Below are 18,537 nucleotides of genomic sequence, written 5' to 3'. Positions count from 1 at the left end.
CAGCAATGACCGAACAAAATATCAACAAAAGCCTATATAGTCTTTTATTCACACTATTATTAACGGCACAGGCATTCTCTCAAGAACTTCCTTTTGGCTATCCAGATACTGAGCGTACCAAAATAAGTATCAATCAAGGTTGGAAATTTCACTTAGGAAATCCTGATGCAGCGTATTTTGAAAAAAATACGGATGATACCACGTGGGAAACCGTGAACGTACCACATACCTTGGCATTGACCTCCTTGGCTTTAGATGGTTTGCAAGATGAAAAAACACAGCTTAAGTTTCATAGAAATGTAGGTTGGTACAGAAGGAATATAATGGTACCAGAGAACAACAATAAAGTTTTTTTAGAATTTGAGGGTGTACATCAAGTTACCGATGTTTGGGTTAATGGTAAACATGTTGGTAAGCATGGTACAGGTGGTTATACACCATTTCATTTTGATATTACGCGGTATGTGGATAAAGGAAAAGAAAACCAAGTAACCGTTTTGGCAGATAATAGAAGAAGTATAGTAGTTCCGCCAGATCCAGGTCCTTTTGATTATGTAAAATTTAGTGGTCTGTATAGAGATGTTTATTTGGTAGAAAAGCATCCGGTGCATATTGGTTTTAATTGGGAAGCTAAGCGTGCCGGGGTAACCATAACTACGCCAACGGTAGATGTGGTGAACAAAAATGCGACCATAGATATTAAATCCGTAGTAAAAAATAATAGTGGAAAAGCTGAAAACGTAACAGTGGTCACAAGAGTTATAGATGCTGAAGGTCTGGTGGTGCTAAAGTTGATCGATGATGCAAACGTTGCTCAAAATAGCAACTATGAGTTTGACCAAATAGGGAGTTTAGAAGATAATGTTCAATTATGGGATGTTGAGAATCCTTATTTGTATCGCGTAAATACAGAGGTTTTGGTAAATGGCAAATCTGTAGATGTCGTGGAGAACAATTTGGGGATTAGAAAGTTTGAATTGAATCCCGATCGTGGATTTATGCTTAACGGCAAACTGATAGAACTTATGGGTTTCAATAGGCATCAGCACTTTCCATATATAGGCGATGCGGTACCAGATGCCCTGCATTATAAAGATATGTTGCAGTTTAAAGAGTTCGGTTTTAACATTATGAGAACCGCACATTACCCGCAAGATAATGCCATTTTAGATGCCTGTGATAAGCTGGGTATTTTGGTATATGAAGAAGCGCCTTCGTGGATATCGATGAGTACGGATAAGGAGTGGTGGAACAATTTTGAACAATCGGAACGCGTTATGATCCGCAATCATAGAAATCACCCTTCCGTAATAATTTGGGGAGGAGGGATCAACCACAGAGGGTACGTGCCTGTAGCACACAATACCGCTAAACAAGAAGATCCAACAAGGCTTACCGCCTCACAAGGTTCACGGTGGACAGGATGGCAAACATCTGGTCTAACGGACATCAATGCAAATATGCTTTACGGACCATTTATCTGGGACCGTGCAGAACCTATGTTCGCTATGGAAGGGCATCATGGACCAGAAGCCTTGGCACCGTTTAGAAAAGATTCCCTAATGACAGGATTAATATCATGGACGGCCCATGCCTATTATACCTTTCATCCAACACACGATAAAGCTTCCAACAAAATAGACAGAACAAGAAGTGGCGGAATGACCATTTTTAGAAATACAAGACCAGAGTTACATTGGTATAAGGCAGAGCTAGGAAAAGAACCCTTTGTATATATGCTGGAAGACTGGAAAAAAGGGCAAGATTCCATCACGGTCTATAGCAATGCAGAAAACATAGAATTAAGTGTAAACGGTAAAACGGTAGCTACCCAAACCTCCTCAAAAGATACTATTTATGATGGTTTACACCATGCGCCTTTTATATTTAAAAATTTAAAATATGCCGATGGTGAGGTTAAGGCCAAAGCCATTTTTAAAGATGGAAAAACCAAAGAAGTAGTTCATAAAACTCCGGGAAAACCCTATGCCATAGAACTAATGGTAGATACCGTAGGTAGAAAGTTTACTGCAGATGGTGCTGATATTCTTATGGCCTACGCTACTGTTGTAGATAAGAACGGCACCGCAATTAAAGAGTACAATGGTAAGGTTACTTTTTCTGTAAGTAAGAATGCCATGGTGGTAGGTGATAATGCGAATATCAATGCCAACCCTATGTTCACGGAGTATGGTATTGCACCAGCATTGATTAGAGCAGGTACTACGGCAGGTGAGGTCAAAATTACGGCAAGTGCCAAAGGTTTAAAATCTGCCAATGCAAACGTGCAATTAACAGCCTATGACCCAAATGTTTTGGCAACGAATGCAAGAGCTATTTATGATTTTAAGAAAGTTAAAATAGACATGGGTGCCCATGACCAGTTGGTTCAATTCGGATGGGATTTTTGGCATGGCAAGGACGAAGATAAAAGTAGCTATAAACTACCCCTTTTCAAAAACGCCGAAGTAAACCTTGCAACAAACAGCGCTGATGGTGTTTTGCGCTGGTTGGGTGAAATGAACGTTATAGGTAAATACGGATTTGTGTATGGCGATGGTGTCCTTGGTATAGATAAAAATGGGTTAAGCATTAACTTTAAGGGACTACCAAAGGGAAAATATAAGTTGACCACCTACCACCATGCACCACAAAGTAATTCAGATGAAATGGATCCCAATAAGGATAAGTTGAAAGAGATACGAATTTTGAATATTCCCTACGAACGCAAATTAACCATATCGGCTGGGGAGAATACCAAAGAAGTTAAAGTCACGGAAGGTAAAATGATGCAGTTTCAAGAACCAGGTAAAAGTACGATCCTATTTAATGTTCAAGATGATGGTACTGCAAAAGTTAATATTCAAGGAACAGCAGGAAAAGGAATTTGGTTAAACGGAATAGAATTGCAAGAATGGAACAAATAATCAGTAGAAAGTCGGGAAATATTATACAATGTATTATCACGTGTTGCATGCTCTTTCTATTTATAGGTGAAGTGCATGGGCAACGTTATAGTCCAGAAAATGAAGATGTACGGGTTGGACCGCCAAAACCGCCACTAGGTAAAAGATGGGTCATGAATCCCGATTTTTCAGATGAATTTAATGGTACAGCGTTAGATACTACAAAATGGTTGAATCATCACCCTACTTGGATAGGAAGAGAACCAGGACTATTTATGAAATCACAAGTATCCGTTGGTGATGGTTACTTACAGCTGAAAGGCGAAATGATGAAAAAGGACACCACAATAAATGCCTATGGTAGCAACAGAACATTTTCAATTGCCGGTGCTGCGGTAGTTTCCAAGAAGAAAACACAGTTCGGGTATTTTGAAACAAGGGCAAAAGCCGCGGCAACTACCATGTCTACTACATTTTGGTTTTCTACCGTAGGTAGTTTTAAAGGACCTAACGGTTGTGATACATATGGCCTAGAATGGGATATTCATGAATCGGTTGGTAGATCAGGCGATTACAGTGGTAGCTATTTTGCAAGTGGAATGCACTCCAACAGTCACTTTTGGTATACTGATTGCGAAGGCGAGCGACATGATCGCAGGGCTGCTCAGGTAAGATTTGAAGATAACGAGGTAACCTCAGAAAATTTTCATGTATATGGTGGTTGGTGGCGTAATGAAAGTTCCGCTAGTTACTATTATGACCATAGAGAGCCAAAACATCAAAAATTCTATAATAAGGTAAAGGAAAAACCATTTGATCAACCCATGTACATGCGTTTGGTATCTGAAACCTATCCTTTTCCTTGGATAGAACTTCCAAACGAAAAAGAGTTGTCCGATCCAAGTAAAAACGTAGTTTATTATGATTGGGTCCGCGCGTATAAATTAGAGGATATTTCAAAGAAGATATCTCATATTTCTTTAGAAAAGGAATTACAATTGTATGATGAAAGTGTCATTTTTGATACTACGGAAATTACCTTAAACAAGGAGTCTAACTTGGAAATTCCGATTTCCTATAAAGCAAACGAACCAAGGCAATTGGTTTTGGAAATCTATAATACTGCCGATGAAAAAATAGCTTCGGATAAAGTACAATTGCTTGCTGGTTATGGTCATTTTCGACATAAATTAAAGTTGAGCAACACGTTGAATGCAGATACCGAATATCGTTTACTTGCCAAATTACAACCTGTACAAGACGATGATAAAACTATTTTAGACCGTAACAACCTTATGTTAAAGATAAAATAGCTTAATAATCGTCTTTTAGAACCATTTATATTCCTAAATGGGTCATATGTAGTGCTGGTTTCGGGCAAATCACCCTAATCTTGTTATAGACCTATCAGTTAGTTATCAGTGCTAAGGTCTCATAGCTAGACTGGTACAGGAAATTAATTGTTCATAAGATTAAATCTATTTCAAATGATAAAACACATCGGTAAAAAACTAGGGATTATTGCTGTAGTATTAGGAGCAAGCTATCAATCACATATATATGGCCAAAACGATAAATATGCAGAAACTTGGGAGTCTATAGCCAAGGTAAATGCAACGCCAGATTGGTTTTTAGATGCCAAATTGGGTATTTATGCACATTGGGGTCCGGTATCAAGTGCTTTTGTTGGAACCGAACCAAGCAAGCATTATGCAGGTTGGCATGGTATGATGATGTATAATGATGGTAAAATAGTTGAAACCAAAAACGGTAAACCCAGTAACAATTACCTCCATCATAAAAAGAAATACGGTAAACCAGCAAAAAAAGGATATATAGAAATCATAGAAGATTTTTCTCCAACAGCTTTTGACGCCAAGGAGTGGGCAGATTTATTTGCAAAATCGGGGGCAAGGTTTGCCGGTCCTGTAGCCATGCACCATGATAATTTTGCGATGTGGGATAGTAAGGTAACCCGATGGAATGCTATGAATTATGGAGGTATTGATCCGTCTGCAGCACTAAAAAAGGAGATAAATGAAAAAGGCATGCGATTTATAGGATCTTTTCACCATGCATTTACCTGGAAATATTTTGGTCCTGCACACGCACACGGTAATATTGATCCTAAAGATTATGATTTGTATACAAACCCACACAGTTTGGATAATGACACTCCAGATGAAGCTTTTAGGACAGCATGGTGGGCCGCCTTAAAGGAATATATTGATAATTACCAACCGGACATTATTTGGTTCGATTGGTGGTTAGAGAATCTACCGGAAGAAGACCGACTTAAGTTTTTGGCCTACTACTATAACAAGGGTAAGGAGTGGGGTAAGGAAGTAGCCGTTTGTTATAAAGAAGCAACCTTTAACGAAGATGTTGCTATCAAGGATTATGAACGCGGTAGGCCAAATCAACCCAAACAGAATGCATGGCTAACGGATACTTCACCGGGAGCGTGGTTCTATAGGCCCCATGCCAAATTTAAAACAGCCAATGAGCTTATAGATATACTTGCGGATATTGTGGCAAAAAACGGATTAATGTTGTTGAACGTACCACCAAACCCAGATGGCAGCATTCCGCCGGAAATGCAAAAATTATTGACAGATATGGGAGCTTGGTTAGAAATTAATGGCGAGGCAATTTATGATACACGTCCATGGACCGTTTTTGGTGAAGGGCCCACTAGACTGCCAGAGGGTGGGCATAAAGTAGAGGAGAAGCTAAATATAGAATACAATGAGAACGACATAAGATATACCAAGAAAGGCGATAAAGAATTTTTTGCCATTGTATTAGACGAGCCCAAAGGCGATGTAATCATGAAAACGTTGTCTACTGATATTGGAGCATTGAATTCAGCTATTCTAGAGGTGCAATTAATTGGTAGTACCGAGAAATTAAAATGGGAACGGAATGAGAAAGGTTTGGTCATTCAAAAACCATCCTCTTTTCCTACGGAATATGCCCATGCTTTTAAAATCACTTTAGAAGGTTACAAAGAGAATAATATTGGTGGAGATGTAGAGGCGCATATAGATTAATTTTTTCGATGATGAAATATTCGGTCTTTACTATCAAAAAGATGCTAATAGGTCTATACTGTATAGGTCTTGGCTGTATATTTTCCTTGCAATCACAGTCAAGGCCAAATGTTATCTTGGTACTAACCGATGACCAAGGTATTGGCGATTTGGGTGCGCATGGCAATAAGTGGTTAAAAACACCAGAAATTGATGCTTTTTATGATGATGCCGTAAGAATGACCAATTTTCATGTGTCTCCGTTATGCACGCCCACTAGAGCCGCAATAATGACCGGTAAGTATCCAATAAGCAATGGGGCGTGGGCAACATACAAAGGTAGAGATGCCCTTTCCAATCTGGTGACCATGGCAGATGTATTTAAGAAAAATGGCTACAAAACCGCTTTATTCGGAAAATGGCATTTAGGGGACAATTATCCCAACAGACCAACAGATTCTGGTTTTGACACGGCTATTCATCATTTGGCAGGTGGTATCGGTGAATTGTCCGATTATTGGGGAAACGATTATTTTGATGATGTATACTATGTAAACAATCAACCTAAACAATTTACGGGGTACTGTACCGATGTTTGGTTCAATGAGTCCATAAACTTTATTAAGAACAATAAGGACCAACCGTTTTTTGTGTATTTGCCATTGAATGCGCCTCATGATCCGTTATATGTGGATGAAAAATATGCTGCCCCGTACAAACATTTAGAAGGCAAGGAAATAGTTAGTGCTAATCTTTATGGAATGATAGCCAATATTGACCATAATTTTGGCAAGCTGACCAAGTTTTTAAAAGCGGAAAAATTAGAAAAGAATACGATTGTCATTTTTATGTCAGATAACGGTACACGATATGGGTATCGGGAAGCTGATAATTTAGGCTATAATAAAGGCTATAGCGGAATAAAAGGTAGCAAACAAGAAGGCGGACATAGAGTTCCGTTTTTTATTCGATATCCTGAAGCAAGAATTAATGGGGGTAAAGACAACAATACGTTGTCGGCTCACATAGACCTTATACCAACGCTGGCAAGTTTATGTAAAATAGATACGCCCAATACATTGAGTTTAGAGGGGGTAGATTTTTCTCCCGTATTAAAAAATACAGATGCAATTTTAAAAGATCGAACGCTATTCCTGCATAATCGGCAAGACTGGAGACCGCCCAGACAAGAATCTGACGGACTTGTTTTACGCAACGAATGGCGATTACTACAGGGCAAAGAGCTTTACAATGTAGTTACTGACCCCAAGCAAAAGAAAAACATAGCAAAGGAACATCCAAAATTGGTCAAAGATTTACAAAGTGAGAATACAACCTTTTATACATCGGCTTTGGGTAATGATGTAATTAATGAAATACCGGTAGCCATTATAGGCACGGAACATCAAAAAGAAATAAAATTAACTATTCAACACGCCATTGGTGACGATAACGGTATTTGGAAAACCGAACAAGTGGCTGCGGGTGTAAAAAATAAAAATAATACACACGCTATAGAGGTTGCAAAAGAAGGTATGTATACTATTTCATGTATGCGCTGGTCCAAAGAAGTACCTGGACCTATTCTAGGGGTGCCAAGTAAATTTCCTAAATCAAATTTTGAGTATGTGTCCATTTCTCCGGATAAGGTAAGATTACGGATAGCCAATCAAATTTTTGAAAAGACTATTAACCCAAATGACCAGTCAATAGATTTTAAGGTGTTTTTGGAAAAAGGTAAAACGTTTTTGGTAGCGGACTTTGTGTCTGGCTCTGATACTTACGGAGTCTATTACATCTATATCAATAAAATTTGATATGCTTTTTAAAGTAAGATAGAAGAGATAATTATCATAAACGGGTAGTGAATTATAATACATTAAGGCTGGGTATTGTATTGTTTAACTATTTGTTGTTGAATGTGTTAGTTGTTTGTTCAGTTAATGTCTAGTAACGAAATAATGGGCTTTAAGAAAGGTATTTTAAATTTCAACTTTAAAGAATACATAAAAATTACCCTAAAAAAATTAATTAAACCTAAATTTTTATTTCATAAATGAGAATAATTAAAACATTACTAGGTATTTCTGTTGTGTTGGTATTTATAAGTTGCCAAGAGAAAGCTATAAAGTCAACTAAAAGTAATACGGGCGAAGAAGATAATTCGACTATAACCCAAGAGCAAATTGACCACTTGGGTATAACCGATGTTGAGCATTTAAGTGCGGCTTCAAAAAGAGCATTAGCTTGGCCAACCGATTTAGGAAACGAGTGGTTTTTAGAATTTAATCAACTAGAACCATTAAAAGGCGATTTGGCATATGAAGAAGGGGTGATTAGAAGAGACCCAAGTGCCATGATCAAAGAAGATGGTAAATACTACGTTTGGTACTCTAAAGGTGTTGGACCTACGCAAGGTTTTGATGGCGATATAGAAAACGAAAAAGTATTTCCTTGGGATCGTTGTGATATCTGGTATGCAACTTCTACAGATGGTATTACTTGGAAAGAAGAGGGAATTGCAGTTGCAAGAGGAGAAAAGGGCGCCTATGATGATCGATCTGTTTTTACGGTAGAGATTATGAAGCATGAAGATATGTACTATTTAACCTATCAAACTGTAAAATCACCGTACAATAAAAGAGTTAAGAACCAGATAGGTTTGGCTTGGTCTACATCTCCCAACGGTCCTTGGATCAAGAGCAAAGAACCAATTTTGAGTCCTGCAGACAATGGTATTTGGGAAGGTGATGATCCTAATGATCGCTTTTCGGTTAAGAAAAAGGGAGACTTTGATAGCCATAAAGTTCATGACCCCTGTATTCTTCCTTTTAAAGGTAAGTTCTACCTGTATTATAAAGGTGAGCAAATGGGCGAGGACATTACATTTGGTGGCCGTCAAATAAGACACGGGGTTGCCATTGCCGATAATCCAAAAGGACCATATGTGAAATCTCCATATAATCCAATTAGTAATAGCGGACATGAAATTTGTGTATGGCCGTACAACGGAGGAATTGCCTCTCTGATCACAACGGACGGACCCGAGAAAAATACTATTCAATGGGCGGAAGACGGCGTAAACTTCAACATCATGGCGTCAATTCCAAGTCCGCCGCACGCTATAGGTTTAAACAGAGCTGTTGATAGTGAAAAAGAACCTACAGAGGTTTTAAAGTGGGGGTTAACACATGTATATAATAGTAGGGACTATCAAAGTATAATGCGTTTTACCTCTCGTAAAAAAGAGAAATATTAGAATCTATGTACTTTATATGGTAGTAAAAATCCGTAACGGTTTTAATGAAGAATTAGCGCTTCATGGATACAAGCTCATTCTATTGGTATTTCTAGTTGTTGGGCAATGGTGTTCAGCGCAGAACAAACCCAATATTGTTTTTATCCTTGCCGATGATGCCGGTTATGCAGATTTTGGTTTTCAAGGAAGTAAAGATTTCAAAACCCCATATTTAGATGAGTTTGCCAAAGAGAGCGTTCGTTGCACTCAAGCCTATGTAAGTGCTGCCGTTTGCGGTCCGTCAAGAGCAGGTTTTTTAACCGGTAAGTACCAACAGCGCTTTGGTTTTGAGGAAAACAATGTACCTGGTTACATGAGTACTTCTGGAGTAACAGGTGATGATATGGGCTTACCGTTAGATCAAAGAACCATTGCCAATGAATTAAAACAACAGGGTTATACTACCGCCATTTTTGGTAAGTGGCACATGGGCAACGCAGACAGGTTTCACCCCACCAATAGAGGTTTTGATGATTTTTCCGGATTTAGGGGAGGGGCTCGTAGTTTTATGCCCTATGATGAAACCAATAAAATCGATAAGAACGAAAACAGATTAGAGCAGGGTTTTGGTAATTATCTAGAGCATAAAGGATATTTAACGGATGTACTAGCAGATAGAACCAATCAATTTATAGCTCAAAACAAAGACCGTCCATTTTTTATATATCTGTCCTTTAATGCCGTGCATACGCCAATGCAGGCAACAAAAGAAGATTTGGATCAATTTCCAAATTTAACCGGAAAGCGAAAACAACTGGCAGCAATGACCTTGGCCATGGATCGGGCATGCGGTAAGGTGTATGATCAATTGAAGAAGCTAGATTTATTGGATAATACTATCATTGTATTTACCAATGATAATGGAGGACCAAGTGATGCCAATGCGTCATTGAATAAACCCTTAAGTGGCACCAAGGCAAATCATTTAGAAGGTGGTATTAGGGTTCCGTTTTTAATTTCTTGGAAGGGAGTTTTACAGGGAAATACAACATACGGTAATCCTATTTCTTTGCTGGATATGTATCCAACATTCAGCATAATTGCCGGTGTTGAGGCGGCTAATTTAAAGGGGTTGGACGGAGTTGATATTTTGCCTTTTTTGAAAAAAAATAAGAGTGGTCGCCCACATGAAACTTTGTATTGGAAAAAGGAAAATAGGGCTGCTATCAGAGAATTGGATTGGAAATTAATTAGATATCCAGATAGACCTGCAGAGCTCTACGATGTATCAAAAGATAATGCCGAGAAATATGATTTGGCATTGCAATATCCAAATAGAGTCAGGGCAATGTACAAAAAACTATTTCAGTGGGAGCTAGGTCTAGAACGACCAAAATGGCAACTACAGCGCAAGTTTGAAGGAAAGGCCGCAGAAAGAATGGATGCGTACAGTGCTCCAAAAATAAGAATGAATAAAGACTAACACAGTACATGAAAACAAGCGTAGAGCATTTTGGAACTATTGAAGATAATGACATACAGTTGGTTACGTTGACAAATGACCATGGGGTAGAAATAAAAATATCAAACTATGGCGCCACCATAACCTCTATTAAAGTACCGGATAAAGAAGGGAATATAGATGAAATCGTGTGCGGATTTGATGATTTAGATAGTTACTTTTCACCGGCATATACCAGTAACGCCCCATATTTTGGAGGTACGGTAGGGAGATATTGTTCTCAAATTAAAGATTCAAAATTTACATTGGAAGGTGTTGATTATCAATTAAATAAAATAGTAGGTAACAATAATCTTCACGGAGGTAAAAAAGGTTTCGATAAGAAAATTTGGACCGTTGATATCTATGATGAAAACAAGGCATTGGTTACCATGAAATTGGAAAGTGGGCATTTAGAAGAAGGCTTTCCTGGCAATGTGGTTGTCTGGGTAACTTTTACCATATCCAATACCAATGAACTACAGATAGATTATATAGCTACTACAGATCAGAATACACCGTTTACCATCACCAATCATTCTTACTTTAATCTTTCAGGATTTAAAGATGATGTTTTGCAACACACAGTTAAAATAGCATCGGATAAAAAACAAATTTGGGACGATACGGGAGCGGCAACGGGCAATAATATTTCAGTATTAGGCAAGCCGGACGATTTAAGAACACCTAAGAAAATAGGTGATGTTCATGACGCCATGAGAGACGGTTTTGAACATTATTACCTGTTTGATGAAAAGGGTTTTGAGCTAGGTAAGGTAGCTGAAATTATAGAGGAAAACAGCCGTAGAAGTTTGGAAGTATATACGACCGAGCCAGGTATGCTTTTTTACACCGGTAAGTATACTTCAGACGAATTAAAAAGGGAGACGGGGTTGCAATATGGAAAATTTAGGGGATTGTGCCTAGAGACACACCGATACCCGAATGGACCAAATATTACCAATGCCCCCAAATCTATTTTAGATAAAGACGAAACCTACCGAAGTACGACCATTTTTAAATTTGGCTGGTAACCATAAAATAAACTAAACCAAAAATATACTAAGATGATAGAAGGAGTATCGTTGGCAATTTTTGCCGGATTAATGCTGGGTCTTTATGCCCTGCCAGAAAAATTTACCAAAGACTTTAAATATGAGAACACTTGGAGTTTGTTTTTTCTACTCACTATGTTCGTTGTTCCAATAATAGCCTCGTTAACGCTCATTAACGGATTTGGTGAAATATTCGGTAATATGCCTATGGATATATGGGTAAAGATGGGACTTACCAGCTTCTTATGGGGAATAGGGGTAATGATGTGGAGCAAGGCAATTAATCACATAGGGCTTTCATTAGGCTTCTCCATTTTTATAGGAACCATAATTCTTGTGGGTTCATTATTACCTTTTATAGAAGACGGTCTACCGCCAACCAATGTACTTACCTTTATTTTAATTGGAATCTTTATTGTGTTGGTCGGCGTTATCTTAAATGGTAGGGCAGGTATTTTAAGGGAAAAGGATGAAGCCGGTACCAGTGATAAAAAAGGTTCTATGGTTACCGGTATTATGATTGCCATAGTAGGTGGTTTATTGGCAACTGGTTTCAGTTATGCAAACGCGGCTGGTAGACCTTATTTACATGAAGCAAGTATAGCTCAAGGAAATGCAGATTGGATAACTGCCGTAGCGGTAATGTTCCCTATATTTTTAAGTGGAGGTATTGTAATGACCGCATATTTCTTGTGGCAATTAAGTAAGAACAATGCTTGGGGCAATTTTAAGACGCCGGCATTTGGTAAAAACGTAGTATTAATATTGGTCATGGCAGTATTTCATTATGCGGCATCGGCATTGTTCGCTTACGCGGCATTTAAATTAGGAAGTTCTGGAAATACCGTAGGGTATGCTATTTTCAATACATCATCTGTGGCCACGGCGATTGTTAGTGGTCTAATTACCAAAGAATGGATTAATGCGTCATCAAAGGCAAAAAGCTTTTTATACGCCGGTCTTGCGCTAATGATATCTGGTATTGTAGTAGTAGCATATTCGAACGGTATAAGCTAATAAGATTTTTGTTTTTTGTAGCTAAAGTGCTAATTGTTCACAAAGCGGGAGGCTGTAGGTCTTCCGCTTTTTCTTGTGGCATGGTAAAGGGTAGCCAACTCTTTTATTTTTGGTTGATATTGTGCATTTGTAATCAAATTGTGCGCTTCTAATTCACCTGGATTGTCATTTAGATTGAACAAAGCAATCGGTGTTTGGGTATGGTTGCTTTTATCGGATTTGTCCACTTGTAAAATCAATTTAAAACCATCTTTAATCAACATAACTTCTTTGCCTGTAACGCTTTGAGTGTAAATAACCCTATCTAAATCTTCAGTTTCATTTTCAAGTAATGGTAATAAACTAGATGAATCTAAAGCTTGGTCAGCAGAAATCTCAATATGATTTAACTCAGCCAGTGTTGCCATAATGTCAAGACCAAGAACCGGACTTTCGTTTATCTGATGTTTAAAATGATTGTTCCAAGATACTATGAACGGAACACGATTACCGCCTTCATAAGCTTGGTTTTTTCCGCCTCTATAAATATCACTTGGTCTGTGCCCAGACTTTAAGGTATTCTTTCTTAAAAGTCCGCCATTATCAGAAGTCAGCATAATAATGGTGTCATCATAAATACCTTGCTTTTTCAAAGTATCGATCAGTATTTGTATTTGTACATCTAATTCTTTAACTAAGTCTAAATGTTTTGAAGGTGTGGTGCCGGCTATTTTAATTCCATTTAACTCATCGGTTGGGGTGTGTGGTAAATGAACGGCTAAGGCAGAATAGTACATGAAAAATGGTCTGTCTTTATGTGCATTCGCATCAATATAATCCATTGCCTTTTTTACCAATAAAGGTCCCATGTCATGCGGATTCCAATTACTGTCCCCTAAACCTTCGGCTTTGTCCAATTTCACGCCAATCTTATCCATTTTTGTCTGGGAGATATATGTAATCTTTGAGTCTTTCGCCAAAGGCATCATGTCATTATCTTCATATACTGCATAAGGCACATCTTGTATACCGGCTTGGAAAGAAAGCGCATAATCAAATCCTCGATAGCGTGGTCCGCCACCTACAATTTTTTTGATATCTACATCTAGTTCGGGTTTGTTTCTTGGACCTCGATAAATAGTATTTGGGTCATCTTTTTTTAGAAAATCACCACCAATATGCCATTTCCCGAAAAAGGCGGTTTGGTAACCAGCTTGCTTCATTAGTTTGGAAAGTGTTAGCTGGTTTTCTTTGATAGGACTTTTTTCATAACTACCCCAAACTCCCCATGGGGCATCACTTCTATAACAATGGTTTCCCGTCATTATCGCATATCGTGATGGTGCACAAAGTGCAGCGGGAGCATGTGCATTTGTAAAAACGGCTCCGTTTTTTGCTAAGGCATCAATTGCAGGAGTTTCAACAATAATAGTATCTGAATGTGCTTTTCTATAGTACGATACATCTCCAAGACCTAGATCGTCTACTAAAACAACAACTACGTTTGGCTTTTTTTGAGCACGGAGAACTAAAGTAAAAAGAATGAAAAATAGGATAATTGTAGGATGTAATCGAGGCATGTTGTTTTTATTTAATTGGCACTAAAGTATAGGCTCGTACCCAATCATAATAGGTGGTATTTTTACTATCGTCTGCTAATTCTTCTGGTGTTGGAGGTGTTTCCCAATTGTATGTTTCGGTTACCAAATGCATGTACATGGGTTTATTGAACGGTGTTTCCCTAAAAAATGTACTAGGGTTCATGGTAGTTCTGTATTCGCCATCTAAATAAATTTTTATGGTGTTGGCATCTACCCACCAACAACCGTACACATGGTACGCTTCATCTGCCGGCGGATTAATTTCAGAGACGACTCCTTTTTGTGACTTCACAGTTTTAGCGCCATCGCAATCCGTATAAAAGGTATGTGTATTCGATCTTAATTTGGTTCTAAAGTCACCACCTGTTTTTTGCTGACCAACAACTTCTACAATATCCAATTCTTGCACTTCAAACGGACATTCTTTGGTGTCTGGTTTATTCTTTAGCCAAAAGGTAGAAGACATACTTATACTAGAAGCTTTCATTCTGGTTTCAAAATAGCCATAAAGTGCATCTTTTGCTACCGAAGCTACGGCACCGCCCGCAATGTTATATTTCTTGTCGTTCTCTAAAACTGTATTTTTTATTTGGAGATTACCATCTTTCACAGAAACGGAATAAGCCCTAAAAGTAGCAGGAGGTCTTCCATCTACCCAATAAGGTGATCTTGCATGCCATTTACTGGTATCTAATAAATTGCCTTCAAATTCATCGGTAAATTTATCATTTGGTACCCATTTATAACCTTTAGGAGGTTCGGGAGTTTGTGCTGTTATATTGAAATAGTACATTACGACTGTACATAAGAATAGTCTTTTTATCGATTTCATATTTTATCAATTTTTGAATAGTTGTATTTCGTCATTATTATTGCCTACTAAAATTCCCATTTTTCCATTGGCCAGTTCAATTGATTTTAAAGCTTTGACGTTTTTAGGAGCAAAGAATCCGCTAGACAAACGGTTTTGAGGTTTAAAATTTCCTTTCTTTGTACCTAATAGTACTAAACCGACAGAAGCATCTGCTCTTGTAGTCTCAATTTCAGATTCGAATTTATTTCCAGCTAAGGCAATATCCGTAAGTCCGTCGGCATTAAAATCACCTGTAACAAAATCATTTACACTTGAGAACTGAGCAGGGTAGGGAAGTGGGGCTAGTTTTGCATTTCCATCTTCAAAATTTACAAGCACACTTGCGAATTCATAGGCACTTAGTTGAAGCGCGTTGTCGATACCTTCCCCAATAATTTCCCTAAGGTTAGATTTTGAAAATTGAGTGAAGGTTTTAAATTTTCGGTCCAATCCCGGTAATTGCTCCGAGCTACATTGTAGACCCCTTATAGGTACTTGTCTACCTTTGTAGTCTTTCGCTAGAAAAATATCATTTGTACCGTTTTGATCAAAATCACTGGCGTAGACCTTAAATGGTTTCTTTTCGCTTGCCGTAAACTTGTAGTTTAGTCCAAGATTACCGACTAAAAGTTCATTACCACCATCTTGGTCAATGTCTACGGCGGTAACTGTATTATACCAACCATTGGTTTTGTCTAAACCGTAGGAGTGCGTTTCATTTACAAGATTGCCATTATTGTTTTTAAATACTGAAATAGGCATCCATTCACCAACTACGATAAGTTCTTTATTATTATCGCCATCAATGTCGGTAAACGTGGCATCTGTTACCATGCCAATAGACTCCAGTTCAGGAGCCAACTCTGCTGTAGCATCGGTAAAGTTTCCATTTTCGTTTTTAAGAATAATACTTCTTGGAGCTTTTGGATATTTTGCAGGAACCAGTCTACCGCCTATAAAAAGGTCTAGGTCACCATCATTGTCAATATCAAAAGGCAATACGCAACCACCACTTTCTGCACTTATAATCAGTTCTTTTTTCGTAGTGAAATTACCCTTACCATCGTTGAGGTAGAGTCGATCTTTAAGTAAGGGGGAGTTTTGGGAAAATTCATTACCTCCGCTTACCACATAAAGATCAAGATCTTGATCATTATCTACATCGAAAAATACGGCATCAACATCTTCATATTTTGCGTCACCGGATAAAATGGCATTGTCTTTTTTTACAAAAGATTCTTTATCAGTTTGATAATAAATAGCACCTGAACTGCCAGATGCACCACCAACATAAAAGTCTTCTAAACCATCATTGTTAATATCGCCAACAGCAATACAAGGTCCTTCGTTAGAAAGTTTGTGAGGCAGTAATACCTGAATTCTAAAATCGTCAAATTCATTTTCTTGGTGTTTGTAGACCGATGAGAAAGAAGTGCTGGTTGCATCTACAAATAGGGTTTCTTTGGTCGTAGACTTTTCTAAAGCATGTAAGGCATCTGTATAATCGACGATAATTGTTCTATTGGTCGCGATATCATGCAGTTGCTGCTCTTTGCCGTCTGGCCAGGCAATGGTAAGGGTGTCTATTTTCGTCGTTTTTCCAAGCCCGAAATGTATAATTGGTTCTACCGAAGAAAGATAGCCACGAACGGTTTTGAATTCATGAAACTGTATGCTGTCGTTGGTTTTTAGTGTGATTTTTGCACCTAAACCATCCTTGTTTGTTGCGGGACCGTTGAGCTTAATTTTAAGATATCCGTTCTCTTTAGAATTGGTAAGGTTTTCATAAATAAAAGCAGGATCATCAACGTTATTTACGATAATATCCAAATCGCCGTCATTATCCAAATCTGCAGTTGCGGCTCCGTTAGAAAAGCTTTGTTGGTCTAATCCCCAGGCCTTGCTCATATTGGTGAATTTTAAATCGCCTTCATTTTTATATAGGTAGTTAGAAATTTTGTTCTGTTTAAAAAGCGAAATAATATGCTGTGCATTCTCTTCATTTGTTCGTTGAGATGCTTCGGCACTCTGCATATATTGCCTAAATTTTATGGTAGCATCTTTGTCCCAAATATCTCTTTTGAATCCGTTTGTAATGAAAATATCCCGTAGACCGTCATTATCGAAATCACTTGCCAAGCATGCCCAGCTCCAATCTGTTTTGGCAATGCCCGAATACTGCGATAAATCACTAAAAAACCCTTCGCCACGGTTTTTTTGAAGCATGTTGTGCATGTATTGGTAATGAAAACCATTGTTTTTCATATTGGCGAACAGCTGTGTGTTCATATCTGCCATCGTGGTTTTAGAACGTTCGTAATCTTCTGGCATCATTTCTAACTGTACAATATCTTCCCAGCCATCATTATCTAAATCCGCTATATCTACACCCATGGCATAAAAGGGTATGTGGTTGAACCTAGACTTTAATTGTTCGCTGAAATTTCCTTCGCCCTGGTTCATATATAGGTAATCTCGTTCTAGATAATCATTGGCAACAAAGAGATCTACCAGGCCGTCTTTATCTACATCAGAAGTAACTAATCCTAATCCGTAACCAAAATTGCCGTTAATACCCTTTTGCTGGCCTATTTCTTCAAATTTTCCGTTGTTGTTGATATATAGTTTATCTCTGTATAAATAATCTTCACTGGCCTTACCTGCTAAAACCTGCTGGTAGTTGAGAAAAAAGTGTTCAGGTCTGTTGGTTAGATAAAGGTCCAGGTCATTATCGTTATCCATATCAAAAAAGGAAGCCATTACAGAAAATCCTTCATCGGCCAGTCCGTATTCAACTGCAGACTCTTTAAAAGTGTTATCGCCTTGGTTGATATAAAGAAGGTTACTTCTTTCTTGCGGAGTATCTTGCCAGCCACCTCTACAGATGTAAATATCTGTATGTCCGTCAGCATTGACATCTGCCATGACTACGCCGTTATGCCAACCGTCTTGCTTACTTATGTTTGCTGAGCCTGTAATATCATCAAAAATGAAGTTGCCTCTGTTTAGATATAATCTATCAGGCGCTTCATTAGCTGTAAAATAAATGTCCGATAAACCGTCATTATTAATATCTGCTACCGCTACACCGGCACCATTGTATACATAGTTGAAAATGGCGAAAAAGTTATCATAATTTTCGGCAATTGTGTTTTTAAAATGAATGCCCGATTCTTCTGGTCTTATTAAATTGAAGAGTGGTAATTCATTACTCTCCAAAGACTGTTCGTCCATTTTTTCTTGTTTGCAGCTATATAGTAGAACGCTTATTGCAAATATTATAAGAGCAGAAGTATTGGAAGATAAACCACGCATATGCATATACAGTTTAATTAGCATAAAAGCCTATTCAGAA

At 38.1% G+C, this 18,537-nt stretch carries 11 protein-coding genes; 8 read left to right on the top strand and 3 right to left on the bottom strand.

The genetic code is table 11. From position 1 onward, the window contains the following. The first annotated feature begins 5 nt into the window (after window positions 1-5). The 8 genes from YQ22_RS01905 (at window position 6) to YQ22_RS01870 (ending at window position 12,749) form a co-directional block, all read left to right on the top strand. Entirely contained in the window at window positions 6-2,927 is a 2,922-nt protein-coding gene (locus YQ22_RS01905; RefSeq protein WP_083414170.1) for a glycoside hydrolase family 2 protein, read from the top strand. Next, window positions 2,915-4,219, top strand: a complete 1,305-nt coding sequence (locus tag YQ22_RS01900) for a family 16 glycosylhydrolase (RefSeq protein WP_232231281.1) — start codon at window positions 2,915-2,917, stop codon at window positions 4,217-4,219. Before YQ22_RS01905 ends, YQ22_RS01900 begins: the two co-directional genes overlap by 13 nt. Before the next feature lie 174 nt (window positions 4,220-4,393). Next, complete coding sequence (locus YQ22_RS01895; protein ID WP_071339859.1) at window positions 4,394-5,959, top strand: alpha-L-fucosidase; 1,566 nt, start codon at window positions 4,394-4,396, stop codon at window positions 5,957-5,959. A gap of 41 nt (window positions 5,960-6,000) precedes the next feature. After that, a complete protein-coding gene (locus YQ22_RS01890; RefSeq protein ID WP_071342463.1) occupies window positions 6,001-7,755 on the top strand; it encodes an arylsulfatase in 1,755 nt (584 codons plus the stop codon). 239 nt (window positions 7,756-7,994) lie between these two features. Beyond that, a complete protein-coding gene (locus tag YQ22_RS01885; protein WP_071339858.1) occupies window positions 7,995-9,197 on the top strand; it encodes a glycoside hydrolase family 117 protein in 1,203 nt (400 codons plus the stop codon). 16 nt (window positions 9,198-9,213) lie between these two features. Beyond that, window positions 9,214-10,659: a sulfatase-like hydrolase/transferase gene (locus tag YQ22_RS01880; RefSeq protein WP_083414168.1), complete on the top strand. Its 1,446-nt coding sequence runs from the start codon at window positions 9,214-9,216 to the stop codon at window positions 10,657-10,659. An 8-nt stretch (window positions 10,660-10,667) separates the two neighbouring features. Then, window positions 10,668-11,711, top strand: a complete 1,044-nt coding sequence (locus YQ22_RS01875; RefSeq protein WP_071339857.1) for an aldose epimerase family protein — start codon at window positions 10,668-10,670, stop codon at window positions 11,709-11,711. Between the two features lie 33 nt (window positions 11,712-11,744). Continuing rightward, on the top strand, window positions 11,745-12,749 hold the full coding sequence (locus tag YQ22_RS01870) for an L-rhamnose/proton symporter RhaT (RefSeq protein ID WP_071339856.1): 1,005 nt from the start codon (window positions 11,745-11,747) through the stop codon (window positions 12,747-12,749). A 29-nt stretch (window positions 12,750-12,778) separates the two neighbouring features. Here the strand turns inward: YQ22_RS01870 and YQ22_RS01865 are convergent, their stop codons facing one another. The 3 genes from YQ22_RS01865 to YQ22_RS01855 are packed head-to-tail and all read right to left on the bottom strand — an operon-like array spanning window position 12,779 to window position 18,416. Then, a complete protein-coding gene (locus YQ22_RS01865; protein WP_071339855.1) occupies window positions 12,779-14,308 on the bottom strand; it encodes a sulfatase-like hydrolase/transferase in 1,530 nt (509 codons plus the stop codon). Between the two features lie 7 nt (window positions 14,309-14,315). Further along, window positions 14,316-15,161 carry a family 16 glycosylhydrolase gene (locus tag YQ22_RS01860; protein WP_232231278.1) on the bottom strand — a complete coding sequence of 282 codons (846 nt, stop codon included), beginning with the start codon at window positions 15,159-15,161 and terminating at the stop codon, window positions 14,316-14,318. Between the two features lie 6 nt (window positions 15,162-15,167). Then, window positions 15,168-18,416, bottom strand: coding sequence for a VCBS repeat-containing protein (locus tag YQ22_RS01855; protein WP_232231276.1), 3,249 nt, complete (start codon window positions 18,414-18,416; stop codon window positions 15,168-15,170). Between the last annotated feature and the right edge of the window lie 121 nt (window positions 18,417-18,537).

The organism is Maribacter sp. 1_2014MBL_MicDiv (assembly GCF_001865655.1).
Taxonomy (GTDB): domain Bacteria; phylum Bacteroidota; class Bacteroidia; order Flavobacteriales; family Flavobacteriaceae; genus Maribacter; species Maribacter dokdonensis.
Note: the sequence above shows the minus strand (reverse complement) of the source record. Positions and strands in the feature narration are given on the sequence as shown.

Coding starts and splice junctions, on each gene's coding strand:
- YQ22_RS01905 (WP_083414170.1), top strand. CDS start 6: ATGACCGAACAAAATATCAACAAAAGCCTATATAGTCTTTTATTCACA.
- YQ22_RS01900 (WP_232231281.1), top strand. CDS start 2,915: ATGGAACAAATAATCAGTAGAAAGTCGGGAAATATTATACAATGTATT.
- YQ22_RS01895 (WP_071339859.1), top strand. CDS start 4,394: ATGATAAAACACATCGGTAAAAAACTAGGGATTATTGCTGTAGTATTA.
- YQ22_RS01890 (WP_071342463.1), top strand. CDS start 6,001: ATGCTAATAGGTCTATACTGTATAGGTCTTGGCTGTATATTTTCCTTG.
- YQ22_RS01885 (WP_071339858.1), top strand. CDS start 7,995: ATGAGAATAATTAAAACATTACTAGGTATTTCTGTTGTGTTGGTATTT.
- YQ22_RS01880 (WP_083414168.1), top strand. CDS start 9,214: ATGGTAGTAAAAATCCGTAACGGTTTTAATGAAGAATTAGCGCTTCAT.
- YQ22_RS01875 (WP_071339857.1), top strand. CDS start 10,668: ATGAAAACAAGCGTAGAGCATTTTGGAACTATTGAAGATAATGACATA.
- YQ22_RS01870 (WP_071339856.1), top strand. CDS start 11,745: ATGATAGAAGGAGTATCGTTGGCAATTTTTGCCGGATTAATGCTGGGT.
- YQ22_RS01865 (WP_071339855.1), bottom strand. CDS start 14,308: ATGCCTCGATTACATCCTACAATTATCCTATTTTTCATTCTTTTTACT.
- YQ22_RS01860 (WP_232231278.1), bottom strand. CDS start 15,161: ATGAAATCGATAAAAAGACTATTCTTATGTACAGTCGTAATGTACTAT.
- YQ22_RS01855 (WP_232231276.1), bottom strand. CDS start 18,416: ATGGACGAACAGTCTTTGGAGAGTAATGAATTACCACTCTTCAATTTA.